At 53.4% G+C, this 24,067-nt stretch carries 23 protein-coding genes; 19 read left to right on the top strand and 4 right to left on the bottom strand.

What is annotated here, in order from left to right:
* The first annotated feature begins 14 nt into the window (after positions 1–14).
* The 5 genes from RVM24_RS09795 to RVM24_RS09775 all read left to right on the top strand — a co-directional run bounded on the left by RVM24_RS09795 (position 15) and on the right by RVM24_RS09775 (position 3,941).
* On the top strand, positions 15–2,426 hold the full coding sequence (locus RVM24_RS09795; RefSeq protein WP_230714468.1) for a GAF domain-containing SpoIIE family protein phosphatase: 2,412 nt from the start codon (positions 15–17) through the stop codon (positions 2,424–2,426).
* Positions 2,368–2,793, top strand: coding sequence for an ATP-binding protein (locus tag RVM24_RS09790; RefSeq protein WP_431475326.1), 426 nt, complete (start codon positions 2,368–2,370; stop codon positions 2,791–2,793). The genes RVM24_RS09795 and RVM24_RS09790 overlap by 59 nt, the downstream gene beginning before the upstream one ends.
* Positions 2,784–3,152, top strand: a complete 369-nt coding sequence (locus tag RVM24_RS09785; protein ID WP_058089941.1) for an STAS domain-containing protein — start codon at positions 2,784–2,786, stop codon at positions 3,150–3,152. The genes RVM24_RS09790 and RVM24_RS09785 overlap by 10 nt, the downstream gene beginning before the upstream one ends.
* 14 nt (positions 3,153–3,166) lie before the next feature.
* Positions 3,167–3,565 (top strand): hypothetical protein, encoded by a 399-nt coding sequence (locus tag RVM24_RS09780; protein WP_106695080.1) that lies wholly within the window; start codon positions 3,167–3,169, stop codon positions 3,563–3,565.
* A 91-nt stretch (positions 3,566–3,656) separates the two neighbouring features.
* On the top strand, positions 3,657–3,941 hold the full coding sequence (locus tag RVM24_RS09775; protein ID WP_106695081.1) for a hypothetical protein: 285 nt from the start codon (positions 3,657–3,659) through the stop codon (positions 3,939–3,941).
* A 67-nt stretch (positions 3,942–4,008) separates the two neighbouring features.
* On the opposite strand, the gene RVM24_RS09770 is transcribed toward RVM24_RS09775, so the two are convergent.
* The 3 genes from RVM24_RS09770 to RVM24_RS09760 form a co-directional block, all read right to left on the bottom strand.
* On the bottom strand, positions 4,009–5,016 hold the full coding sequence (locus RVM24_RS09770) for a putative solute-binding protein (protein WP_058089944.1): 1,008 nt from the start codon (positions 5,014–5,016) through the stop codon (positions 4,009–4,011).
* Between the two features lie 49 nt (positions 5,017–5,065).
* Complete coding sequence (locus tag RVM24_RS09765; RefSeq protein WP_227513260.1) at positions 5,066–6,151, bottom strand: hypothetical protein; 1,086 nt, start codon at positions 6,149–6,151, stop codon at positions 5,066–5,068.
* 90 nt (positions 6,152–6,241) lie between these two features.
* Positions 6,242–7,129, bottom strand: coding sequence for an EAL domain-containing protein (locus RVM24_RS09760; protein WP_058089945.1), 888 nt, complete (start codon positions 7,127–7,129; stop codon positions 6,242–6,244).
* A 921-nt stretch (positions 7,130–8,050) separates the two neighbouring features.
* On the opposite strand from RVM24_RS09760, the gene RVM24_RS09755 reads away from it, so the two are divergent.
* From RVM24_RS09755 to RVM24_RS09690, 14 genes are all read left to right on the top strand, one after another.
* Complete coding sequence (locus tag RVM24_RS09755; RefSeq protein WP_431475399.1) at positions 8,051–9,430, top strand: undecaprenyl-phosphate glucose phosphotransferase; 1,380 nt, start codon at positions 8,051–8,053, stop codon at positions 9,428–9,430.
* A gap of 20 nt (positions 9,431–9,450) precedes the next feature.
* The gene (locus RVM24_RS09750) at positions 9,451–10,932 is read left to right on the top strand and encodes a capsule assembly Wzi family protein (RefSeq protein ID WP_431475325.1); all 1,482 of its coding nucleotides are present in this window, start codon (positions 9,451–9,453) and stop codon (positions 10,930–10,932) included.
* 35 nt (positions 10,933–10,967) lie between these two features.
* Positions 10,968–13,523: an SLBB domain-containing protein gene (locus RVM24_RS09745; protein ID WP_431475324.1), complete on the top strand. Its 2,556-nt coding sequence runs from the start codon at positions 10,968–10,970 to the stop codon at positions 13,521–13,523.
* Between the two features lie 76 nt (positions 13,524–13,599).
* The gene (locus RVM24_RS09740; protein ID WP_431475323.1) at positions 13,600–14,577 is read left to right on the top strand and encodes a Wzz/FepE/Etk N-terminal domain-containing protein; all 978 of its coding nucleotides are present in this window, start codon (positions 13,600–13,602) and stop codon (positions 14,575–14,577) included.
* Entirely contained in the window at positions 14,574–15,815 is a 1,242-nt protein-coding gene (locus RVM24_RS09735; protein WP_431475322.1) for a lipopolysaccharide biosynthesis protein, read from the top strand. The genes RVM24_RS09740 and RVM24_RS09735 overlap by 4 nt, the downstream gene beginning before the upstream one ends.
* Positions 15,816–15,854: 39 nt before the next feature.
* A complete protein-coding gene (gene pseB / locus RVM24_RS09730; RefSeq protein WP_114334064.1) occupies positions 15,855–16,853 on the top strand; it encodes a UDP-N-acetylglucosamine 4,6-dehydratase (inverting) in 999 nt (332 codons plus the stop codon).
* Between the two features lie 2 nt (positions 16,854–16,855).
* A complete protein-coding gene (gene pseC, locus RVM24_RS09725) occupies positions 16,856–18,019 on the top strand; it encodes a UDP-4-amino-4,6-dideoxy-N-acetyl-beta-L-altrosamine transaminase (protein WP_431475321.1) in 1,164 nt (387 codons plus the stop codon).
* Complete coding sequence (gene pseF / locus RVM24_RS09720) at positions 18,016–18,723, top strand: pseudaminic acid cytidylyltransferase (RefSeq protein WP_431475320.1); 708 nt, start codon at positions 18,016–18,018, stop codon at positions 18,721–18,723. Before pseC ends, pseF begins: the two co-directional genes overlap by 4 nt.
* Positions 18,723–19,832 (top strand): UDP-2,4-diacetamido-2,4,6-trideoxy-beta-L-altropyranose hydrolase, encoded by a 1,110-nt coding sequence (gene pseG / locus RVM24_RS09715; protein ID WP_431475319.1) that lies wholly within the window; start codon positions 18,723–18,725, stop codon positions 19,830–19,832. The genes pseF and pseG overlap by 1 nt, the downstream gene beginning before the upstream one ends.
* Positions 19,819–20,358: a UDP-4-amino-4,6-dideoxy-N-acetyl-beta-L-altrosamine N-acetyltransferase gene (gene pseH, locus RVM24_RS09710; protein WP_431475318.1), complete on the top strand. Its 540-nt coding sequence runs from the start codon at positions 19,819–19,821 to the stop codon at positions 20,356–20,358. The genes pseG and pseH overlap by 14 nt, the downstream gene beginning before the upstream one ends.
* Positions 20,359–20,367: 9 nt before the next feature.
* Positions 20,368–21,051: a hypothetical protein gene (locus RVM24_RS09705; protein WP_431475317.1), complete on the top strand. Its 684-nt coding sequence runs from the start codon at positions 20,368–20,370 to the stop codon at positions 21,049–21,051.
* 9 nt (positions 21,052–21,060) lie between these two features.
* Positions 21,061–22,110 (top strand): pseudaminic acid synthase, encoded by a 1,050-nt coding sequence (gene pseI / locus RVM24_RS09700; protein ID WP_431475316.1) that lies wholly within the window; start codon positions 21,061–21,063, stop codon positions 22,108–22,110.
* Positions 22,103–22,774 (top strand): PIG-L deacetylase family protein, encoded by a 672-nt coding sequence (locus RVM24_RS09695; protein ID WP_431475315.1) that lies wholly within the window; start codon positions 22,103–22,105, stop codon positions 22,772–22,774. The genes pseI and RVM24_RS09695 overlap by 8 nt, the downstream gene beginning before the upstream one ends.
* Before the next feature lie 50 nt (positions 22,775–22,824).
* Positions 22,825–23,727 (top strand): 6-hydroxymethylpterin diphosphokinase MptE-like protein, encoded by a 903-nt coding sequence (locus tag RVM24_RS09690; RefSeq protein ID WP_431475314.1) that lies wholly within the window; start codon positions 22,825–22,827, stop codon positions 23,725–23,727.
* On the opposite strand, the gene RVM24_RS09685 is transcribed toward RVM24_RS09690, so the two are convergent.
* Positions 23,698–23,967, bottom strand: a complete 270-nt coding sequence (locus RVM24_RS09685; protein ID WP_431475313.1) for a hypothetical protein — start codon at positions 23,965–23,967, stop codon at positions 23,698–23,700. The two genes, RVM24_RS09690 and RVM24_RS09685, sit on opposite strands and share 30 nt — an antisense overlap.
* Positions 23,968–24,067 lie beyond the last annotated feature (100 nt).

The following is a 24,067-nucleotide window of genomic DNA, read 5'->3' as shown; positions in this document are numbered from 1 at the left end:
AAAGAGCTGTAGAGATGTTTGAGGGCACGGCCTGGCCAGAGCGGTTACTGCAACCAGAGACAATTCTGGTCGCTTTGCTGGGTCTTTCATTGCTTGCCCTTGCCGCATGGCATCTGCGCACCCGCAACCGCTTTCAGCGGCAAGAGCATCAGCTTGCCAACGAAAAGGAAGACGCCCAGCGGCGGCTGCGCTCCTCCATGTCAGACACCCGGGCCATGCTGGACCAAGGCTCTTCGGTGATCATGGTGTTCGATCGCATCACGCTAACGCTCCTGTTCGCCAACCGCCACGCCCTGGATCTGTTCGGCTGCGACTCCGTTGAAGAGCTGTCTGACACCGTGCTCATGCGCCCGGATGCCTGGCAGACCAAACCTTATTCCCTGTTGGATTTTGAAAGGTGGATCAGCCAGCTCAAGACTTCCGGATTCCTGCGCCAGGAATGGCTGTTCAGCACAGAGGGGCAACAAGGCATCTGGATGGACTGCTACATCAGCAATACCGTTTTCGAGGGCCGCCCGGCGCGTACGCTCAGTGCCAACAACATCCACGCCTACAAGATGAACCAGGCGGCGGACAAACTGCGCAATCGTATTCTTACCGGCATCAACAGCAGTGCGCCCATGGAAAACCTGGCCGACAGCCTATGCAAGCTGGCGGAGATCCGCCTGCAAAATACCCGGTGCCTGATTACCCGTTACGACCAGCAGCGTGACACCCTCACACCGGTGGGCAACAGCGGCCTCGCCAAAGACTTCCGGGAAACACTGCCGGCCATTCCCGCTCGCTATGGCAGTACCTCCATCGGTACCGCTGCCTACACCCGCAACCGCACAGTGTGTGAATCCATCATGGATGACCACCGATGGCAGGGCTACACCAAGGTGGTGGCAGATCTGGGTTTACAGGCGTCCTGGTCTGAGCCCGTGGTCGGCCAAAAAGATCAGTTGCTGGGCGTAGTAACCATATTCAGCCAGCAACCCAGCAACCCGGACGAACAGCAACTGGAAGACCTGGCCTCCATCGTGTCGCTCACCGGCCTGGCCATCGAGCGCAAGCAGTGGCAGAGAACACTGGAGGCTGCGGCATCCAGCGAACGCTTTATTCGCCAGCTTGGGGTGGACCTGGTCAACCTGCCCAGCGGTGAGGAATTCGAGCCCAATCTTCGTTACCTGCTGCACCGCATCGTCACCCAGTACGAACTCGGTGCCTTATCCCTGTGGGAGCGCAACGAAGATGATCAGGATTTTTCGTGCCTGGCTACGGTGCAACAGAATACGTCAGCCTCCGGGGCTTCGGAGACCCGCAACAACTCGGCGCAACCGATTCCCATGACCATCGTGGGAGAAATGCTGGCCGAAACCGCAGCCGAATACCTCACGCCACAAGACACCATCTACAACCGGATTCGGTTGACCGACGAGCCAAAGCCGATCCTTCTGACGGCCCTGACAGACGAGCTCAACGAAAGCGGATTTATAGGCTTCCTGGCGGTGCAGTCCCGCTATATGTACATCCCCCAGGCCACCATTGATCACCTGCAGGTGATCGGCTCCATGGTGCGCACCGTGTTGCTCAACCGCCGCCTGGTGCTCTCCATGGCCAGCGATATGGAAAGTGAGCAGCGGGCACGGAAAAAGCTGGAAGGCGAGCTCTCGGTGGCCCGTTCCATCCAGATGTCCATGGTGCCCGGTGGTGGCCAACTGCGAGAGCAGTATCGCAACTGGACCATCGAAGCCTGGCTGCAACCGGCTCGGGCCGTGGGCGGGGACTTATATGAGCTTATCCGCCTGCCCAGTGGCAAACTGCTGATTGCCGTGGGCGATGTCTCAGACAAAGGCGCTCCGGCGGCCCTGTTCATGGCCAGGACCGTCAGCCTGCTGAATTACCTGGCCCGCTCCATGGACGGCGACCTGGCCGGCATGGCCCACGCCCTCAACAACGAACTGTGCCGGGCTAACGACGCCTGCATGTTCGTCACCATGGTACTCGGGGTGTTGGAGCTCAGTTCCGGCGAAGTACAATGGCTGAACGCCGGCCACAATGCCCCCATGTTTGTGGATGGTAAATCCACACCCAAACTCATGGAGGGGAACCCTGCAGCACCTTTTGGCGTGTATGAAGACGTGGACTACACGGTACAGAGTGCCAGAATACAGCCGGACCAAAGTATTACCCTGTACAGCGACGGCGTCACCGAAGCCTTCGACAAAGAAGGGCAGGAATTTGGCGAAGAGCGTTTGCTGAACCTGGGCTACCGGGCTATAAACCAAAGCGAGGGGCTGCTTGGTTACATGCGAGAGCAGCTGTTGTCTTTCGCTGGTGGCGCGCCCCAATCCGATGACATTACCTTACTGACAATCCAACATCATGGCACTATCCATCCAGTCCACAGAGACGATAGCAAGCATCCTGCAAAAAGTTCGTGATCACTACGGCGAGCATTGCCTGGATAACGACAGGGTGAGTGACTGCTACACCATCATTGATGAATTTCATGCCAATATTAAAGAGCATGTCGCTACAAAAATTGACAGCTGTCAGTGGTTTCTTGAGGTAGTGTGTGATGATGGCAAGGTAAAACTGGAATTTGAATACGCTGGCCCGGGGTTCGACCCAACGCACTCGAACCCTCCTGGCGAACAGCCTGTGGAGGCCCGCCCCATCGGTGGTTTGGGGTTGGCCATCATGTCGCAACTGAGCGACGAGATGAACTATCGCTACGAGAATGGCACCAACAAGCTCACGGTAGCACTCGACACCACATTGCCCAGGGAAGACGACCCATGCCTTTGACCATTATCGAGCAGTACACCTCGGATGAGGCGTTGAGCTTTGAGCTTCAAGGCTCGCTGGACAGCGACACCGCACCGCAGCTGGACGAACGCCTGGCGGAAGCCATCACCCCAACCACCCGGCTGGTGGCCTTCAACATGGCCGGTGTCAGCTTTATCAGCTCCGCCGGTTTGCGGGTCATCTTCAAAACCCTGAAACTGATGAAAGCCCGAAAGGGGCAGGTAAGTGTCAGCCAGATGAGCAAAGGGGTGAAAAAGGTGTTCGAAATCGTCAAAATCATGCCGGACCTCACCGTGTTTGGTGATCAGGCTGAGATGGACGAGTACCTGGAAGCTATTCAACGGCGCGAAGAGTTGTAACACAAGGAGAAGCTATGGCTATTGTTCTGGACGGAACAGTCGCAATCCAGAGAGATCAGAGCGGTGATGTCGCCAACGTGATCTGGTTCCTCTATGGCCTGCCGGCTTCCGGCGGTGCGCCCAATAATGCCGTATTCCTGAACGAATCCTTTGGCAAGGCCTCGCCCCAGATGGTCTCGTTCGAGCTGGATGGCGAAGAATACGTGGTCTATGCCGACTGGCAGTCATCTGCGGATGTGCATCAGGGTCATGAAATCAAAGCCTTCTACAAAACCTACGGCTACATCCTGATCTCCTGCCTGCGCGATGACATAGCCTCAGACGAAGGTCTGATACGACGGGAGTGGATTACTCCTGTAAAGTATTATGAGGATTATGTGACAATGGTCAGCGAATTAGCCAAAGTAGGCTAATATACTAAGCTGATAATACAGAAAGGACGTATGTATTTATTGAAAGAATCAACGCAACTCAAATGGTTAATTTGAGACAGTGGAGAACATCATGCGCCAGGAATACCAGAACGCCTACCTAAACGCCGTCCGAGCCATGGCAGAGAACGGAATGACCGTACAGCTACTCAGTGGTCGTGAGCTCAGGGCACGCTCTGGTGAAGCCGAGGCGCAAACGTCTGAACGTTACATGACCCAGGAATTCAGCCGTCAGGTAGCCGCGGTATGCCACGGCTCACTGGCCTTGTCAGATATCAGCGCAGAGCAATTGATCAAACGCGATCAGGGCGAAACCAAAACCGCCACCACCAGCCAACGCGCCAAAACCACCTCGTAAACCAAATTGGGGTCAGACCCCCGGACATTTCACCTCATCAAATGTCCTGGGGTCTGACCCCAAAAGTTTATTCCCGATTATCCGCCGTACACTCAGCCGCACCCGGATTGCTTGAGCAGCGAATGTTCGCCATCAGTTTAAGCATGCGCGGGTCGTAGACAGATGGGGCACGGTTTACGCCATCCCGCATCTCCAGGCGGTTCTCCCGGAACATTTCCTGATAACCCACAATGTCCTGATCGGGGATCTTGATCCATTTTTCATCCGGAATGGCCGCTTCCTGGCTTTTGATCAGGTTCATCACCTGCGGGTACATGTCCCAGGCCGCTTCCCGGGCCTTCTGGGCGGTGTCGCCATCTACCACGCCCTCACGGGCAATCAGTTGTACCGTCAACTGCGCCAGCGGATAGTCCACCACGCCGCCATCTGGCTCAATACCTTTGTACAGTTCCAGTGCTTCATAGGCGAAGGCCGGCGCGTAGGCGGTGTCTACGGAGCCGTTGTTGAACTTACCGGCAAAATTGGTGATGTCGGATGGCACCACGGTGGCCTTCACGTAGTTCACCATGTGGATGGCGTCTTTCTGGTAGTCCAGGGTGGCCATCCGCTTGCCCGCCAGGGCGCCAGCGGTGTTGATGGAGCGGTCATTCACAAACAGGTAACCGGCACCCACCGGGAAAATACCCAGCACCTCGTAGCCGTCGCTCTTCATCAAATCTGCTGCCCGGGGCTGAGCCAGGGTAGCCAGCAGGGTTTCCAGGTTGTCGTAGGTGGGCAGGGCACCCACGGCACTGATCGAGCCGGTAAACTTGTTGAACGGCCGGGTTCGCAGGTCTGTGGCGGCCACCGCATCACACTGGCCGGCGTTGAAATCGCCCACCGCCACGCCTTCATCGGTATAGGGCTTCAGTTGCAGGTTAACCCCCAGAGAACGCATCTCCAGGGCATAATCCTTCATCACGTTGAACACATCGCCGTTGGCACCGATGACATCGAACACGCAAACAGACATGGTGTTGGCCGAGGCCAGCGGGGCGGCACAAGTGAGTGCCAGGGCTCCGATAAACTTACGCATGGTTATTACTCCCGTCAGACATTGTCTTTGTTTTCAGTCAGGGGCGACCTTATAGGAGGTCGTCCAGATCCATTGTTTGGGTTGACCGGTTGGACGATACCGGCGATAGGCTACCAAATGAGTTGGACGGTGTTCGGTAGCCATAGTTGGCAGCCCAGTGCTTATCCGAAGAATGCAGCAACACCCGGTGCGCGACGCTGTCCAGCAACTGGTAGGCTGAAGACACCTCCATATCCGATTCCGCATCGGCGGCTGCCCGGATGGCTTCTTCCAGCACATCCGGCCGGCCAAAGGTTTCCGCTGCCACCACTTCCAATGCACTGGCTACCCGGAAGCCGCGATCAAAGCCCAGCTCCCGACTGTGTTCCAGTACCTGCCATGGGTCTGGGGACATCGGTGGGCGGGTATCCGGCAGCAACAGCCAAACGAGGGCCCGCACCGCATTGGGCACGCCGCCCCACTTGTCATTCTCGACACAGCGCACGGCCCGCTCGGCTTGTGGGGCAATGTTGCGCGGAATGCCCGCCATGGCGCCGGAGTTGGCATCGTTCACGATGGCTTGCAGCCCGGTGACCAGGCCCATCAGGAAGGTCAGTTCATCCTGATCATCAAACAGGAACGGGCACTCCAGGGGCTCGGCACCCGGGTCAAACTTATAGGCCGCCATGGCACGTTCAAACGCCAGCAGGCGGCGGTGGGCAATTTCCGCGTTCAGCCGCTTGACCCGCTCCCGGGCATCCCGCGCTTCGTTCACATTGCCCTCGTGGTTAGCGCGAAGGTACGTGATCTCCGCCTCCATGGCGTTGTATTCAGAACAGTTCGCCGCCAGCAGCATCAGCAAAGAGCCGGTGGTGTCGGGTGGGGAAGTCACGCGGGAGAAGGAATACACCAGCGGGTCCAGTGACAACCCCAGTGCACAGGCCATCTCCGGGTCTTTCATTTCCAGCACATAGGGAGTGGCTTCGCCCTCCGCGTAATTGGAGAGCACAATGCCCGTGGTGGTGTATACCGGGTTGGCCGAGCAGCCGGCCAGGGTAAGGGCGGCGCCGGCAAGCAGAACCGTTTTGCCAGCGGAGAATGCACCCAGCGCCTGGGCGCTACGTTCACGTAAGCGATGGATCAAGGCCTTTGTCATGGGCTGCCTCTTGTTGTAATTGTTGGATGTGTTGGTCTGTTATCGGTTTTCTTACATTAAACTAATCGAATGGACTAATTCATGCTTAATTCATTTTGGCAAATTATGGACAAGTCCCGGGGCAAGATCAACGGCCTCGAAGGCGCTGTGTTCCTCGTTGGTGGCCGTCAGCAACCGGCTGGGGGTGTAGCCCTGCACGAACTCCACCGCATCTGAAGCACTCAGGGGCGGGCACAGCCAGTAGCCCTGGCCGTAATCGCAACCCAGGGTGCGCAGCGTCTTCCATTGGTCCCGGCATTCGATACCTTCCGCCGTTACCGTCAGCCCTGCGGCCTTGGCCTGCTCAATCATCTGGCCCACATGGCGAATGCCGGCAACCGTGTCGAGTTTGGCGGTATCTTCCCGGTCGATCTTCAGTTCCGCCACCGGCAACGTGTCCAGGCGTTCGTGGTTGTTGAAGCCGGTGCAGAAATCATCCAGCGATACCTGAATACCGTGGCCTGAGAGCGCTTCCAGGGTTTGTGCCGCTGCCAACGGGTTATGGAAAGGCGCGGTTTCGGTCAGCTCGAACATCAGCTTGGGCCGGGGTGATTCGGCCAGCAGCCAGGTAACCGAGCGCAGGAAGTCTTCATCCTGAACGCTCATGGCAGAGACATTCACCGAAATAGGGAAAGGGCTCCAGCAAAGGCGGGTAAGGGCAGACCAGGAACGCCAGGTTCGAAGCGTTCGCTCCAGAACGTGAAGGTCCAGCATCGGGGCCAGCCCATGCTGCTCCGCCAGGGGCACAAACTGATCCGGCGCCTGCCGGCCAGACACCACCTCTGGCCACCGCACCAGCACCTCAATACCGCCCAGCTTGCCATGGCTGAACGCCACCTTGGGCTGAAATACCAGGTCAAACCCCACAGACCGGATGACATCCCGAATCCGTGTTGCAGAATCAATCTTACCGAGCTCAGAAACCGCGCATTCCGGCATGACACACCTTCTTGTTATCGAATGAGGTTGCGTATTCTGACTATACAGGTGCAGAACAGGCCAGGGTTATGGCGTAAATGGCAGACGTCAGCAGGCGGCTTGGCCAATCGCTCGACTGAAATAGAAACCGCTGACGTTATTCCATAAAAATCCACAGAAAAGGATGAAAAACGCAAAAGCATCGTATAGCATAATAAATGCGAACTAAAGCGGGGTTTCCGGCCCCAATCGTAGTCCTCCTCCGAACGCTTTGGTTCGCTCAGTCTCGGAACGCTGCAAAGCTGTACTCCGTAAAGCGTGTTGCCGACCTGACCGAGACTGAAGTCGCTTGTTCTGTTTGCCCGCCACTGCCGCGGGCTTTTTTTTGGTTTTTATGGGTCTGTCCCAAGGGTCTGTCCCCGCATGGGGGCTGACCCCCTTTGCCCGTCCCTGCCACCAAACTAGAGCCCATGGGTCCAAAATGGGTCAGTCCCCATGCGGGGACAGACCCCTAGGACAGACCCTTGCCGAAAATGTGACCAAGTTACTTGCGTTCCCAAATATTTGACAAACTTTAACCCCCAAATCTGTCCACAAAATACTCAGTCAGCCTTTTTGTCACTTGCGTGTAATCCAGCATCCCGTAGAATCGTCACACTTCTGAAACACACCATAAACAACCTGACAAGGATCGCGTTAGGAACTTTCCTCCCGCTTATTTCGTTATATCCTTGTCTCAAGAAAACAAAATCCTATGACCTCAAAACACTGGGCCCTGGTCGGTGGGGCGGTAGCGTGTTTGACCGTGCACTTCTCTCAGCCAGAGCCACCAACGTCAGCGTTTGGATATAGATGAACGATCTGTCTCGCCCAAAATTTAACGCTCAATCCATCGCCGGTGTGAAACTCAGTAAACCGCGCCACGAATACCCTCTCGCCCCAATGGCGAGTGCGCCCGTCCAGTTAATATTCTGGGGGCAATGGTTTATTGCTACTGTTATCCAGGTGGGATTGCTGGTGGCACTTACGTTGGATAAGTCCGGTGACGTTTCCTCCGCGTACCGGATCCTGGCTGTTATTTCTGCGCTTCTTGCGGTGCCGCTTTGTGCCTTGTTCCGTTTGTACAGCACCCGCAATGGCTATTTGGTAGGAATTGCCCGATTGGCGGCAGTGTGGGCGACTCTGACTGGAACGCTGATTTTTATTGGATTCGTCACCAAAACGACGGAAGTATATTCACGAGAAGTGGTTCTTCAGTGGATAAGTGGTGGTTTTGCCTTTCAGGCTGTCGCGTACCTGTCACTGCATAGACTCGCGAGAAAGTTTGAAGATAAGCTGAGTGCGTCAACGGCTTCGATTGTCATTGGTTCTGGCCAACTGGCATTCAATCTGGCCACCAAGCTTCGATATGAGCGCAAAGAACAAATGCTTGGTATTGTTGCGCTTGACGAAGATCAGGATTCTGATTTGGCGCAAACAACCTACTTCCCGACTTTGGGCGTGGTAAGCCAGCTGCGCGCCTTGCTTCAGGAGAATAAGGTAGATCGGGTCTACATAGCGCTTCCCGCCAGGGAAACTGATCAGATAGAAGGGCTGTATGTAGATTTGCTGGACGCCAATGTCGACGTCATATGGGTACCTGACTTCGCAAACCTGAAACTGCTCAATCACAGTATCCACAATCTTGGAGGGCTTGCGGCTATACACCTTAATGAGAGCCCTCTAACCTCGTATCCAGGCAGTGCGTTGATGAAATCGTTCATGGACCGAACGGTTGCCTTGCTTGGCATCGTTCTGGCCAGCCCGGTTCTTTTGGCTTGCGCAATGGCGGTTAGAATTTCCTCCCCAGGCCCGATCCTCTTCAAGCAAAAGCGCCATGGTTGGAACGGAAATATTATTAACGTCCTGAAATTTCGTTCGATGAAGGTTCACAATGATGCTCAGGTTAAACAGGCGCAGAAGGAAGACCCGAGAGTAACCGGAGTTGGGCGCTTTCTTCGCCGTTCATCTCTCGATGAATTGCCTCAACTATTCAACGTCTTACGCGGAGACATGTCTTTAGTTGGCCCACGTCCGCATGCTGTAGCTCATAATGACTACTACTCAGATAAGATTCTTGCTTACATGGCCCGTCATCGTATTAAACCCGGCATTACCGGGCTTGCCCAGATCAGCGGCTATCGTGGTGAAACCGATACGATCGATAAAATGCAAAAACGAGTGGAGTTAGACCTGGAGTACATCAACCACTGGAGTCTTTGGTTGGATATCAAAATCCTGCTCAAAACACCATTTACGCTGCTGTCTAAGAATATCTATTGAGCACAAGCGGAAAAATTTTAATGAAATCCCTTCGGAACCGTCGTTTAACCGTCTTTGTACCTGCGCTTTTAGCGTCATCGGCACTGAATGCCGCACCATGGCTTGAACCGGGCGATTTGAGAGCCAGGCACGCCGTTCAGAAACTGGCAGATCGTGGCCATTACGAGCGGGGTGTAACGACCTGGCCGATTATGTGGAATGACATAGATAGTGGGATAACGACTGGCGTTTCCAGCGACCTTCCCGCTACCGGTTCCCAAAATGCCTATTTGCGTTTCGAACGAACAGAACAGGGGCGCTCCGGGTTCCGCTCAGAAATCATGGTTGGGGGCACTTCTGAGCCTGGTTTTGTGAGAGGTTTCCAACAAAAACCGAGGGAAGAGGGTGAGGTAGCCCTGACGGTTCAGTGGCAAGGTGAATACCTGGCCATGGGATTATCGCCTCAATACGCCGCCAACCCGTCAGATGATAAGGATTTCCGTGCAGACGGCTCCTATGTGGCTGGCGTTGTTGGAAACTGGGTGGTCGGGGTTGGTGCCATTGATCGCTGGTGGGGGCCAGGTTGGCAATCGTCTTTGCTCCTCTCTACAAATGCCAGACCAATGCCAGCGGTGTTCGTGAACCGAGCCGATACAGCCGCACCAGAGCACCCTTGGCTTAGCTGGATTGGCCCCTGGAATCTCACCGTCTTTGCGGGGCAGATGGAAAAGGAGCGTGTCGTTCCCGATACGCAACTGGTTGGAATGCGTTTGGCTTTGAGGCCCTTGCCTGGGCTTGATATAGGCTTCTCCAGGGCCATCATGTTTGGTGGGGAAGGCTTTTCCAATAGCCTTTCCACGTTTTGGGATGCCTTTATTGGGGACGATAATTCTATTGATGGTTCAGACCCAGGCAATCAACTGGGGGCGATCGATATCCGTTATGGCTTTCCAGTTGGCGGTCAAACCATGAGCCTATATATGGAAATGATGGGGGAAGATGAGGCAGGGTATATGCCCTCCCGGAAATCCTGGTTATTCGGATCCGACTGGACTACCCAATTTCTAGATGCCAACCAGCAATGGTTTGTCGAGTATGCCATTACACTTGCAGACGATCTTATCGGGGACAGTATACCCAACTACGCCTACAGTCATTACCGATACAGAACGGGTTACCAGTATTTGGGTAGAAACATGGCTCCAACATTTGATGGCGATTCGGAAACCCTCACACTAGGGTTGTTTCATTTCATGAATAATGGCAGCGACCTCAGCTTCTCACTCAGCCACGCCAACCTGAACAAAGACGGCGGAAATCGAGTTGTTCAGCCTGATAACAAGATTGCCTACTTTGTGCCGGATGGTGCGCAAAAAGCTGTTATAGCCAGCGCAGGTTATGGAACAGAATTCATGAACGGTTGGTTGAGCCTGAATGTTCAAGCCACAGATAAAAAAATCCGGCTGCTAGGCGGTGAACAAGACCAGTGGTCTGCTGCAGCAAGCTGGACTTACCGCTTTTGATCGACTTTGCACACAAACAAATGGAATCAGCCCAAGTGAATTTGAAAAAGCTGTTACTGGCACTCGCGATACTGTTCCCTTTGGCGGCTGGTGCCCAGGCTCCCAGCCAAGCCCAGATTGAGCAATTCAAGCGTCTACCCCAGGCTCAACAAGAAGCATTGGCACGTCAATATGGTGTGGATCTTGGCAGTCTTACCGGCGCCCAACGCACCACCCAGCGTCCGGAACAGGTCAACGTAGTAGAGCCGGTAACCACCATCACTGATGAAGAACGCGACCGGGCTCGAGAACAAAGAGAACAGGAAGACAAACAAACCACCAAAAACGGTGGCCTCAAGCCCTACGGCTACGACCTCTTCGCCGGCAGCCCCACCACCTTCGCGCCAGTAACCGAAATCCCCGTACCCTCCGATTACACCCTGGGCCCGGGCGACGTGCTGCGCATACAAATGTGGGGCAACCAGAACCAGAACCTGGAACTGCCCATCAGCCGCGATGGCACCATCAGCTTCCCGGATTCCGGCCCGGTCACCGTGGCAGGCCTGAGCTTCGACGAAGCCCGCCAACAAATCCGCAAGCGGGTATCTGAACAGTACATCGGCGTAGAAGCCTCCATTACACTGGGCGAACTGCGCAGCATGCGGGTGTTCGTTCTGGGTGAAGCCCGCAACCCCGGCTCCTACACCGTCAGCTCCCTGTCTACCATCACCAACGCCCTCTATGTCTCCGGCGGGGTAAAGCAAAACGGCTCCCTGCGCAACGTACAACACAAGCGCAACGGCAAACTGGTAGGCACCCTGGACCTGTACGACCTGCTCCTGAAAGGCGACAGCAGCGCAGACAACCGTCTGCAACCGGGCGATGTCATCTTCATCCCGCCCGTGGGCAAACGCGCCGGTATAGAGGGTGAGGTTTACCGCCCGGCCCTGTACGAGCTCAAAGGCGACAACACCCTGGCGGACCTGGTGCGTATGGCCGGCGGCCTAACCCCGCAAGCCTATCCCCAGCGAGTTAACATCGAGCGAACCAACCGGGACTTCCTGCGCATCATCGCTGAGGCAGACTACACCGCCCAGCAGGGCCAGAATGCCCGCGTACAAGCCGGCGACCGTGTTCGCATACCGTCTATCTCAGACATCACCGGCCAATATGTGGAAGTAAAAGGCGCAGCCACCCGTGCTGGTAAATTCGCCTGGATGCCGGGCATGCGCGTGAGTTCCATAATCCGCAACCTGGATGCCGATCTGCTCCCGGTCGCAGACAAGCAATACGCAGCTGTGGTTCGTACCAACCCCAAAGACGACACCATTTCCGTGCTTAACCTCCGTCTCAGAGTAGCGGCACGAAACCCGGGCGGCGAGCACGACCTGGAGCTGGAAGAGCGAGACCGCCTTTTCCTGTTTTCCGACGCAGGCAAAGTGGACCTGCAGCAGAAACCAGAAAATGAGCGCGAGAACGGGGCTTTAGCTACCGCTGAGAAAGGCGCGTCAGAACAGGGCCCGGAGAACTTCACTCGGGAACGCCTGTTCGCACCGGTTCTCCAGCGCCTGAAAGCCCAGGCCCGGCCCGGTAGCCCCCAACAGACCATCCGCATCAGTGGCCCAGTGCGCTACCCCGGCGAATACCCCATGCCTGCCACCCGCAGCCTCGCGGATGCCGTATTTGTTGCTGGCGGGTTGAAAGACTCCGCCTCTCTGTATCAAGCCGAAGTGGCCCGTTACACCACCGATGACGATGGCATCGGCCAGACCAACATTCTCAACGTGAACCTGGCAGACGCCATGGCCGGCAACGCAGACCTCAGCCTGCAAAGCCGCGACACCATCCTGATCAAGTCCATCCCGGACTTCGCCAAAACTCGCACCATCACCCTGGCCGGTGAAGTGCGTTACCCCGGCGAATACACCTTCCGCGATGGCGAAACCCTGAAAGACGTACTGCAAAGGGCAGGGGGCGTAACTAGCAACGCCTTCCCCCGCGGCGCCGTATTCACCCGTGAAAAACTCCGCCAACTGGAAGCCCAGCGCCTGCGCGAAGCCGAAGAACGCCTGCAAGGTGACTTGCTTGGCGTACAGCTGCAAGGCGACAGCTTCGGCGGCCAAAACGCCGAGCGGGTACAGCAAGTACAAGGCTTGCTGGAAGAAGTACAAAACAGCCGCCCAGTCGGCCGAATGGTCATAGATCTGGCTGCGGTACTGGAAAACGAAAACTACCAGGCCATCCGCCTGCAAGACGGCGACCGCCTGACCATACCCACCATCCCGCAGTCCGTCTCCGTATTCGGCGAAGTACAATTCCCCACCAGCCACCTGCACCAGGCCGGCCTAACCGTGGATGACTACCTCGAACGCTCCGGCGGCCCCACCCGCCAGGCAGACGAAAGCCGAGTCTACGTAGTAAAAGCCGACGGCTCCGTAACCCTGCCCCAGCGCAGCCGCTGGTTCGGCGGCAGAAGCCAGCAACTCGAACCCGGCGACACCATCATCATGCCGATCGACGTAGACCGCCTGAACCAGCTCGAACTCTGGACCAACGTAAGCCAGATCGTCTACCAAATCGCCTTGGGCGCCGCCGCCGTCGGCAACCTGTAATATCAGCGGCCAAGGGTCTGACCCCGAACGGGGTCTGACCCACCAGGCACCCAAGCTAAACCAAGGAACAATATCCGTGGCCGAACAAACCACAACACATTACCCAGACGACGAAATAGACCTCCGAGAACTCTTCGCCACCCTATGGCAAGGAAAATGGCTTATCCTGGGTTTAACATTCGTCTTCGCCGCCGCAGGCATAGCCTACGCCCTCTACAAGCCCAACATCTACCAGGCAAGCGTCCTTCTGGCCCCAGCTAATGATGAAAGCAAGCTGGGCGGTATTAGTGGCCAGCTCGGTGGCCTGGCCAGCCTCGCGGGTATCAGCCTGGGTGGAGGAAACTCCAATCAGACTGTTATTGCTAAAGAGGTCCTGCAGTCACGGGCCTTCCTCACATCCTTCATCCACCGCCATAACCTGGTGATTCCTTTGTATGCTATCAAAGGCTGGCGAGAGGAAACCGATGAATGGATTTACGACACAGATGTCTACAACCCGAACACGGGAGAATGGTTGCCAGACCGTAAAGGTAAGAGCCAAGAGCCCACCAACTGGGATTTGGTAAAGGCTTTCAGAGAAGACCACCTCAGTGTGAGCGAGGCCAAAGACACCGGAATGATCACTGTGAGTGTAAAACACTACTCACCCCGCGCGGCGCAGCAGTGGGCGCAATGGCTAGTGCACGATATTAATGAGCACATGCGAGTACAGGATGTTGAAGAAGCAGAAGCGAGCATTGCCTACCTGGACGCCAAACTCAAGGAAACCAACATTGCCGGCATGCAGCAGGTGTTTTACCAACTCATCGAAAACGAAACCCGCACGGTAATGCTCGCCAATGCTCAGCGAGAATATGTGTTCCGCACCGTAGACCCGGCAGTGGTTCCGGAAGAAAAGAGTGAACCTAAACGTGCATTAATTGTAGTGATTGCCACTCTGCTGGGGGGAATGCTGGGCGTTTTTTTGGTCTTCATTAGAGCGTTCATCAAAAACGACAACCCCAGTGATCAAGGTTCGCGGGAAACGCCGCAGGCTCTGTCCGTCAACGAATGAAACACCTTTTCATCAGGCTTACCAATCTCGGGCTCCGGGGCACAACCCTGGTCAGCAAATTTCTGCTCATTTTCATGCTGGCGAGGTTTTTGGAGCCCGCCGAGCTGGGCTTATATGGCCTGCTGACGGTTACCATCAGTTATGCGCTCTATTTTCTGGGCTTTGATTTCTACATCTTTACCACCCGTGAGATCCTGAAAACAGAGCCGGAAAACCGAGGCCAGCTGCTTAAGAGTCAGGTTGCTCTCAGTCTAATCTTGTACGCGGTATTCTTGCCGCTTACTTTCGGCTTGTTCGCCCTGGAATTGCTCCCTTGGTGGTTGCTTCCCTGGTTTCTGGTCATTCTGGTATTGGAGCATATAACTCAGGAACTTAACCGCCTTCTGGTGGCGCTGCAACGGCAACTCGTCGCTAGTTGGGTTTTGTTCTTCCGCGCCGGCGCCTGGTGTGTTGCAGTGGTCGCAGTTATGTTCCTCAATGAGCCCAGCCAGGAACTGCCAACCGTACTTACCGGTTGGATAGCCGGCAGCAGTATCGGGATGTTGATTGGTGTTGCCGTGTTATGGCGAATACCGATGGGTGGATGGCTTAAAAGCGTAGATTGGGGGTGGCTGAAAAAAGGCCTGAAGATTGCGATTCCCATGCTGATTGCCACACTTGCATTGCGTGGCATCTACACCGTGGATCGGTACTGGTTTGAAGCCCTCGCAGGGCTGGATGTGCTCGGGGCGTACGTGCTTTTTATTGGTATGTGCATGGCGTTGCTGGGCTTTATGGATGCGGGCGTGTTTACTTTTCTCTACCCGGCTATGATCGCCGCCCATGCCAACAACAATGCCGCAGAGTTCCGGAAAAAGTACCATCAGCTGGCCTGGCAGACGATAGCCCTTACTGCACTGTTCTCTGCGTGTGCGTGGCTGGCGGCCATGCCGTTACTGCAGTGGCTGGATAAACCGCTTTATCTTGAGCGTATTGATCTGTTTGCCTGGTTGCTTCTCTCCACCGGTCTGTTCGTTGTTGGCATGATCCCGCATTATGGCTTGTACGCCAGGGGCAAAGACAAAGCGCTGATTGTCGCTCATATAGCCGGATTCGTGGTTTTCCTGGCCAGTACTGCGGCCCTGGCGTCGATAGCCGGAGAACTGGCCGTGCCTTTTGGGCTGATCTCCGCCTTCGCATTTATGCTGGCCTGGAAAACCTTCCAGTTCTACCGATTAACACCCGCCGACTGGCGGTGATACCATTCATCTTTACCGTAAAACCCAGAGAAAGTGACTATGCTCGAAAATTCCACCATCCTCGTCACCGGCGGCACTGGCTCCTTCGGCCATAAATTCATTCCAATGACCCTGGAAAAGTACAACCCCAAGAAAATCATCGTGTTTTCCCGGGATGAAATGAAGCAGTGGGAGATGGCCAAACTGTTCCAGGGCGACGACCGCCTGCGCTTCTTTATTGGTGATGTCCGGGACAGAGACCGCTTATATCGGGCGCTGGATGGTGTGGACTACGTAGTGCATGCAGCCGCCACCAAAATTGTACCCACCGCCGAGTACAACCCGTTCGAGTGCGTTAAGACCAACATCCACGGCGCCATGAACCTGATCGACGCCGCCATCGATAAAGGCATCAAGGGCGTTGTGGCTCTCTCCACCGATAAAGCCAGTAGCCCAATCAATCTGTACGGTGCCACCAAACTCGCTTCTGACAAGCTGTTCGTTGCAGGTAATTCCTACGCGGGTGGCCACCAAACCAAGTTCTCCGTGGTACGGTATGGCAACGTAATGGGTTCCCGCGGCTCAGTTATCCCGTTTTTTATGTCTATCAAAGACAAAGGCGTACTGCCCATTACCGACCCCCGTATGACTCGTTTCATGATCAGCCTGGAGCAGGGCGTGGAGCTGGTATGGCATGCCTTTGAAGACATGGTGGGCGGCGAGATCTACGTGAAGAAAATTCCGTCCATGAAAGTGACGGATCTAGCCCGCGTTGTCGCCCCAGAAGCCGAGCAGGAAATCGTAGGTATTCGCCCGGGCGAGAAGCTGCATGAGCAGATGATTGGTGCCGAGGATTCATACTTCACCTACGAGTACCCCGAGCATTTCAAAATTCTGCCCAACATCAATGATTGGGGAACGTGTAAAGAGCGCATCAAAGACGGCAAGCCGGTGCCTGAAGGCTTTGTGTACGCCAGTGATAACAACACCGAATGGATGACAGACGAAGAGCTGCAATCCTGGATTGATCGCCACAACAGCGAAATTGGCAAGATCTGACCATGATTCCCTACGGTAAGCAGGACATTAACCAAGCGGATATCGATGCAGTACTGGAGGTGCTGAAGTCAGACTTCCTGACTCAGGGCCCGATGGTGCCGAGATTCGAGCAGTCTGTAGCCCAGCATGTCGGCGCTAACTACGCTTTGGCAGTTAACAGTGCCACTTCAGCGTTGCACATTGCCTGCCTGGCATTGGGCCTGGGGGAGGGCGACTGGCTATGGACCACGCCTGTTACCTTTGTAGCCTCCGCTAACTGCGGGTTGTATTGTGGTGCGAAGGTCGATTTTGTGGATATCGACCCCCAAACCTACAACCTGTGCCCGGTTGCGCTAAAGAAAAAGCTTGAACAGGCAAAGCAGGAAGACCGTTTGCCGAAAGTGGTGGTGGCGGTTCACTTGTGCGGCCAGCCCTGCAACATGGAAGCGATTGGTACCCTCGCGAAAGAGTACGGCTTCAAGGTAATTGAAGACGCATCCCACGCGATTGGCGGCAAATATCAGGACGAGTTCATCGGCAACTGCCGTTACAGCGATATCACTGTGTTCAGCTTCCACCCGGTCAAGATTGTGACGACGGCCGAGGGCGGTATGGCGGTAACCAACGATGCGCGGTTAGCGGAAAAAATGAATCTGTTGCGCAGCCACGGCATTACCCGAGACCCAGCCTTGATGACCCATGAACCTGACGGGCCCTGGTATTACCAGCAAGTGGATCTGGGCTTTAATTACCGGATGACAGAATTGCAGGCAGCGCTGGGTGTAAGCCAGATGCAGCGGCTGGATGCGTTTGTGGCTCGTAGGCACGAGTTGGCAGAAAGGTATAACCACCTGCTGGCGGATTTACCCGTCGTGCTGCCTTGGCAACACCCGGACAGTTACTCAGGCTTGCACCTTTATGTGATCCGTTTGAAGTTAGACTGTATCTCCCGTACGCACAGAAAGGTCTTTGAATCTCTGAGGGCACAGGGAATTGGCGTCAACCTGCACTACATTCCCGTGCACACGCAGCCGTACTATGAGTTGATGGGTTTTAAGCCAGAGAGTTTTCCGCAGTCCATGGCCTATTACCGGGAAGCCATCAGCTTGCCAATGTTTCAGGGCCTGACCGACGATCAGCAAGACGAAGTGGTTTCGGCGCTTCGCAATGCGCTGGCGGGAGAGTGATAGTGAGTGCTGTAGCAATCATTCCCGCTCGCGGCGGCAGCAAGCGCATTCCGCGCAAAAACATCAAAGAGTTCTGCGGCAAGCCGATGATTGCCTGGTCTATTGAGGCCGCGATGGAAAGCGGCTGTTTTGACCGGGTGATCGTGTCGACGGATGATGAGGAAATCGCTGCGGTTGCCCGGCAATACGGGGCTGAAACCCCCTTTATGCGCCCGGCCCAACTCTCAGACGACTACACCGGAACCATCCCCGTCATTCGGCATGCGGTTGAATGGCTGGCCGACAATGGCTGCGCGGTGTCACAAGCTTGCTGTATCTACGCGACCGCCCCATTTGTTTCCCCTGAAGATCTGAATCGGGGCCAGCAACTGCTGGAAAGCGAAGTCTGCAGCTATGCCTTTTCGGTAACCAGCTACGCTTTCCCTATCCAGCGTGCCATTCGCATCACAGGTAGCGGGCGAGTAGCCATGTTCAATCCGGAACACTTCCAGACTCGATCCCAGGATCTTGAAGAAGCCTGGCACGATGCTGGCCAGTTCTATTGGGGAACAGCCCAAGCCTGGAAAGAAGAACGCCTCATCTTTTCGGAGGATGCCGCACCTGTAACGCTCCCGCGGCATAGGGTTCAGGATATCGATACACCGGAAGACTGGGTACGAGCCGAGTGGCTGTTTAAAGCCATGCAAGAGCAGGGCACTGAATAATGCGGATAGCATTCCGGGCAGATGCTTCCGTTCGAATTGGCACCGGCCATGTTATGCGCTGCCTTACCCTGGCGGACGCGCTGCGTGCTCAGGGGCATGAATGCCTCTTTATCTGCCGGGATCATCCGGGATGTCTGTCCGAGCTGATTACTCGACGCGGGTATGAGCTTCATCTGTTGACTCATAAGATTCCGACCGATCTGGAGAACGAAAGCGATAATCTACTTGCGCATGCTGAATGGTTGGGGGTTCCATGGCAGCAAGATGCGGAACAAACAAATAGAGTTCTGTTCGGTCAAAAAGTCGATTGGTTAGTCGCCGATCATTATGCGCTGGATTCGCGGTGGGAGCGACAAATTGCCAGTAAAGTTAAACGTATATTGGTGATTGACGATCTGGCTGATCGAGAACATCAGGCAGATATTCTTCTGGATCAGAATGCGCTGGGAAATCAGATAAAGGAGCGGTATCAGGACTTAATAAACCGGGATTGTCGTCTGCTCTTGGGGCCCCAATATGCTCTTTTGAGCCAGGAGTATCGAATATTAGCCAGCGCTTTGCCGCAGCGTGATGGATGTGTGTCGAGAGTTTTGATTTTTGTAGGGGGGAGCGATCCGCACCATCTTACGGAACGGTATCTTGAGGCCCTGGCCTGCCCCTCATTCAAACGTCTGTCGATAGATGTGGTCATTGGAAATAATCACCCCTCGCCCGATATCGTTCAGAAGATGGTAGATCGCCAAGAAGGGGCAAGGCTCTATTCGGGACTCCCCAGCCTGTCTGCACTGATGGTAAGAGCAGACCTAATGCTAGGTGCCGGTGGGGCAACGAACTGGGAGCGAATGTGTTTGGGGTTACCCGCAATTGTAGTGAGCGTGGCGCGTAACCAGGAGAAAATAAACCAGGAACTGGGCCGTCTGTCGCTCGTCCATTTTATGGGACCTGCTGAAAAGGTAACTGTTGACGACATCAGCAGATCTTTGGCAAGTATGTTGAAAGATACACACACCACCTCCGCTCAATCAAAAGCAATGCGAGCCATTGTTGACGGCAATGGAACATGGCGACTGATAAAAGCGATGGAGCAAAGTTTACATGCCGCTGCGTAAGATTGAGGAAGCAGATCTGGAGCTGATGTTAAGCTGGCGCAACCATCCGTCGATTCGGCAGAGCATGTTTTCACAATCCGTTATTCTGTTTGATCAACACCGGGCATGGTTCCGACGTCAAACTCAAAAGGATGACTGTTTGTGGTTGATTTACGAAACGCACGAAAACCGCCCCGCAGGAATCGTATATTTCACAGATATGGACCACGCCTCAAAAAACGCGTTTTGGGGCTTCTATGCAGACCCTGAGGCGCAACCGGGCACTGGGACGAGAATGGGTATAGAGGCGATTGATCTCTACTTCAGGGAGTTAGACTTCCACAAACTCAATGCAGAAGTACTGGAGAAGAACGAAAGGAGTCTTCGATTTCACCGGAAACTTGGGTTCGAAGTGGAAGGGGTCTTTCGGGATCAATATCTCGGTGAAGAAGGTTTTCAGTCAGTGACTCGTTTTGGACTGCTTGCCGCTGAGTGGGCCGAGCATCGCAAAGTATTGACAGTAAGCTCATCGAACAACAGCTTATAGGCAATTCCCTTGGACACGAATACCTACATCCTCGCCACCTCAAAACCTTGGCATCACTCCCAAGCTACTGACCTGCTTCCCAGTGAGGAACGATACGCATGGGCTAACAACCCTGCTGAACTTGAAGAAATCATTGGCAACGAGCAGAACATTCGTTACATCTTCTTTCTACACTGGAATTGGCTGGTACCCGAGCAAGTGTGGAAAAATTATGAATCTGTATGTTTTCACATGACAGATGTGCCCTATGGGCGAGGGGGAAGCCCGCTCCAGAACCTGATCGTTCGAGGACACAGTTCAACCAAGTTAACAGCACTGCGAATGGTTGAGGAAATGGACGCCGGACCAGTTTATACGAAGAAAGATATGTCGCTCAGTGGCACCGCCGCAGAGATTTACAAACGGGCCGGAGAGTTAAGCTTTGATATCATCAGGTGGATGATTGAAACTCAGCCTAAGCCCATCCCACAGCAGGGGACCCCCACTATCTTTAAACGTAGAAAGCCTGCTCAAAGTGAATTACCTATCGACGGCAGTATTCTCGACCTATACGACCACATACGAATGCTGGATGCGCCAACCTACCCGCCTGCTTTTATCACTTACGGCGAGTTTGTTATTGAGTTTTCAGACGCTGAAGTGGGCGAAAAAGAGTTGAAAGCATCTGTGCGAATCACAAAGAAATCTAGGTAAGGAACAGTTATGAAAGATGTTGTTATTGATGGAGTGAAGATCGGACCAGATCATCCCCCCTACATCATTGCTGAGTTATCTGCGAACCACAATGGTTCTTTGGAACACGCCCTGGCCACTATAGATGAAGCCAAAAAGCGTGGTGCATCTGCAATCAAGCTCCAGACCTATACAGCAGATACCATGACAGTAGATTCCGACCGCCCTGAGTTTTTGATTAAAGGCGGACCATGGGATGGCTTTAAGCTATACGACCTCTACAAGTGGGCAGAAACCCCCTTTGAGTGGCACAAGGCGATGTTCGAGCATGCCCGTAAAATCGGAATTACTGTGTTCTCGACACCGTTCGACGAAACCGCAGTGGATCTACTCGAAGAGCTGGATGCTCCAGCCTATAAAATTGCTTCTTTTGAAGTAACCGACCTCCCTCTGATCGAATACGTAGCCAAAACCGGCAAGCCCATGATTATGTCGACAGGTATGGCCAGCGAAGAGGAAATTGAGGAAGCAGTTGGGACCGCTAGAAATGCGGGCTGTGAACAGCTGGTTCTGCTTCATTGTATAAGCAGCTATCCCGCGCCCATGGAGCAGGCAAACATTGCACAGGTCAAAGAGCTGGGTAATCGCTTCCAGGCCATACCAGGGCTGTCTGACCATACTCTGGGTACTACTGCCTCCGTAGCAGCGGTTGCTCTGGGAGCCTGTCTGATCGAAAAGCACTTTATTTTGAATCGAGAGGATGGTGGCCCCGACAGCGGTTTCTCGATAGAGCCGGAAGAACTCGAGCGTCTGTGTGTAGAAACCCGCGAGGCAAAACTCGCCATCGGCAAGGTAGGCTATGCCCGGCAAAAAGCTGAAGAACAGAACCGTATTTTTCGTCGTTCCATATACTTCATGCGCGATATGAAGGCCGGTGAGACGATTAAAGAAAAGGATATTCGTAGAATCCGGCCAGGAATTGGAATTGAGCCCAAACACTTCAGTACCATTATTGGAAAAACGCTAAAAAGCGACGTCACACGCGGCACTCCAACCAGTTGGGAGCTATTTGATGAGTAAAACTGTTCTTGTCGTTGCAGCTCACACCGATGATGAGGCTCTGGGCTGCGGAGGTACGATTGCTCGGCACGTGGCAGAGGGAGATACCGTTTACGCTGTTTTTCTGGCTGATGGCGTGACGTCCCGCCCAGGCGCTACATCTGAAGAGCTTGAACAGAGGAATGCAGCAGCGGAAGAAGCCCATAGGATACTGGGTATAACTAAAGCTTACATGCTCGGTTTCCCCGACAACCGAATGGATAGCGTACCGTTATTGGATATAGTTCAGAAATTGGAAGCAGTAATTCAAGAAATAGAGCCCCGGATTATCTACACCCACCACAGTGGTGATTTGAATATCGATCATCGCGTTACACACCAAGTAGTGTTGACTGCTTGTAGGCCGGTACCGGGAAGTTCGGTAAAGGAAGTTTATGCATTTGAAGTACTGTCAGCTACCGGCTGGAATACACCTACTGAAAGCCCTTTTGTCCCTAACGTTTTTGTAGATGTTTCGAGCCAAATGGATGTAAAGCTAGCTGCGCTCCAGAAATATCATATGGAAATGAGAGAAGCCCCTCATATCCGATCCTTTGAAAATGTTCTTAGGTTAGCTGAGTTCCGAGGTGGCTTCGTTGGGGGGCGATTATCAGAGGCTTTCGTTTTGTTGAGAAAAATCATATAAGCTGTTTTTAAATAGATATTTTTTATTTGAGATCCTAATAATTTAATTTTATGTCCGTTCCTAATGCAGATGGTCTTCTTAGGTTTTTGAGGTCGGCTTATAGAGATGATGTTACATCCCTACGCCGGCTGGCAATTCTTAAATTTCTTTATTTTTTAAAAGGAGGTTTATATTGTTTTAGGTTTTATAAGGAGCGGAGGATTGGGAAAGCAAAGTTTAAACAGTGTTGTAAGTCGAAAAAAGACAAAGCATTTGTCTTCGCAAACGGCCCATCTCTGAGCGATATTGATTTCCGAAAGGTTAAAGAATATCAAGCCAGTTCCTATGATGTTATAACTATAAATTCCTTTTCGTCTAAAGCTATAGATGTTCATGGTATTGTTCCGGATTTTTGTGTCTTCGGTGATCCTTATCATTTCCATGATGATGATATTATTAATGACCAAGCATCAGATGATATAGAGATGGTGAACAAGCACGGGATTCCCGCATTTGTCCCGATGCATCTATTTTCACGAAGCCGGTTTCTTAATTCAATACCTTTCTGCTCCGTATCAAATCCATATTCAAAGAATGTATCAAATTGTTTTAGGCCATTAGGGTATTATCCAACTACAGCTTTTTACGCGCTTTCTATAGCGATTTTTTTGGGGTATGAAGAGGTGAGAATTTGTGGCTTTGATAATTCCTATTTTTTGAACTTTACAGTTGATAAAAACGGGAACAAGTATTTTGTTGATAAGCACTTTTATGATAGATATCCTAAAAAAAGACACATCGACTCATTTTTGTTCCCGAAAACATCTCATGTTTTTCTGAACTTTTCTAGGCATTTTAGGTACCTCGAGAAGATATCGGATGGGTTTCCTGGTATAAAAAATGTCGCAAAAGTTACTTACACAGATGCGTTTCCAATAGACTTTTCATTGGATATATATAGAGAGAAGGTTTGAATTGATATCAACGATTCGGAATGCTTTCCCTAAAAATAACGTTGAATTGATTTTTTTAGTTCTAGTTTTTTTTCCCGCTTTTGTGCCATTTCTAACTTCGTTTAAGCTTCTTGGCGGTTTAAGCTGGGGAGGGTTTTTTCTGGCTGCAGTGTCCGTGGTTTGTTTTATATTCTTTGTTTGTAGGCCGTTTTTGCCTCGGGCTGGGCTGTTTTCCGTTATTTTTTTATTGATGCTGGTCACTTATAACTTTTTTTACTTAATTTATGTTCGAAGTAGCGATGTTTCGATTTTGTTATGGCCCTCTTTCTTTTTGTCCGTTGTGATATTTTCGAAGTATGGT

Origin of the sequence: Marinobacter sp. KM021 (assembly GCF_050707965.1) — a bacterium.
GTDB classification, from domain to species: domain Bacteria; phylum Pseudomonadota; class Gammaproteobacteria; order Pseudomonadales; family Oleiphilaceae; genus Marinobacter; species Marinobacter shengliensis.
This window is presented reverse-complemented; position numbering and strand designations above follow the sequence as displayed.

Coding starts and splice junctions, on each gene's coding strand:
- RVM24_RS09795 (WP_230714468.1), top strand. CDS start 15: ATGTTTGAGGGCACGGCCTGGCCAGAGCGGTTACTGCAACCAGAGACA.
- RVM24_RS09790 (WP_431475326.1), top strand. CDS start 2,368: ATGGCACTATCCATCCAGTCCACAGAGACGATAGCAAGCATCCTGCAA.
- RVM24_RS09785 (WP_058089941.1), top strand. CDS start 2,784: ATGCCTTTGACCATTATCGAGCAGTACACCTCGGATGAGGCGTTGAGC.
- RVM24_RS09780 (WP_106695080.1), top strand. CDS start 3,167: ATGGCTATTGTTCTGGACGGAACAGTCGCAATCCAGAGAGATCAGAGC.
- RVM24_RS09775 (WP_106695081.1), top strand. CDS start 3,657: ATGCGCCAGGAATACCAGAACGCCTACCTAAACGCCGTCCGAGCCATG.
- RVM24_RS09770 (WP_058089944.1), bottom strand. CDS start 5,016: ATGCGTAAGTTTATCGGAGCCCTGGCACTCACTTGTGCCGCCCCGCTG.
- RVM24_RS09765 (WP_227513260.1), bottom strand. CDS start 6,151: ATGACAAAGGCCTTGATCCATCGCTTACGTGAACGTAGCGCCCAGGCG.
- RVM24_RS09760 (WP_058089945.1), bottom strand. CDS start 7,129: ATGCCGGAATGCGCGGTTTCTGAGCTCGGTAAGATTGATTCTGCAACA.
- RVM24_RS09755 (WP_431475399.1), top strand. CDS start 8,051: ATGGCGAGTGCGCCCGTCCAGTTAATATTCTGGGGGCAATGGTTTATT.
- RVM24_RS09750 (WP_431475325.1), top strand. CDS start 9,451: ATGAAATCCCTTCGGAACCGTCGTTTAACCGTCTTTGTACCTGCGCTT.
- RVM24_RS09735 (WP_431475322.1), top strand. CDS start 14,574: ATGAAACACCTTTTCATCAGGCTTACCAATCTCGGGCTCCGGGGCACA.
- pseB (WP_114334064.1), top strand. CDS start 15,855: ATGCTCGAAAATTCCACCATCCTCGTCACCGGCGGCACTGGCTCCTTC.
- pseC (WP_431475321.1), top strand. CDS start 16,856: ATGATTCCCTACGGTAAGCAGGACATTAACCAAGCGGATATCGATGCA.
- pseG (WP_431475319.1), top strand. CDS start 18,723: ATGCGGATAGCATTCCGGGCAGATGCTTCCGTTCGAATTGGCACCGGC.
- pseH (WP_431475318.1), top strand. CDS start 19,819: ATGCCGCTGCGTAAGATTGAGGAAGCAGATCTGGAGCTGATGTTAAGC.
- pseI (WP_431475316.1), top strand. CDS start 21,061: ATGAAAGATGTTGTTATTGATGGAGTGAAGATCGGACCAGATCATCCC.
- RVM24_RS09695 (WP_431475315.1), top strand. CDS start 22,103: ATGAGTAAAACTGTTCTTGTCGTTGCAGCTCACACCGATGATGAGGCT.
- RVM24_RS09690 (WP_431475314.1), top strand. CDS start 22,825: ATGTCCGTTCCTAATGCAGATGGTCTTCTTAGGTTTTTGAGGTCGGCT.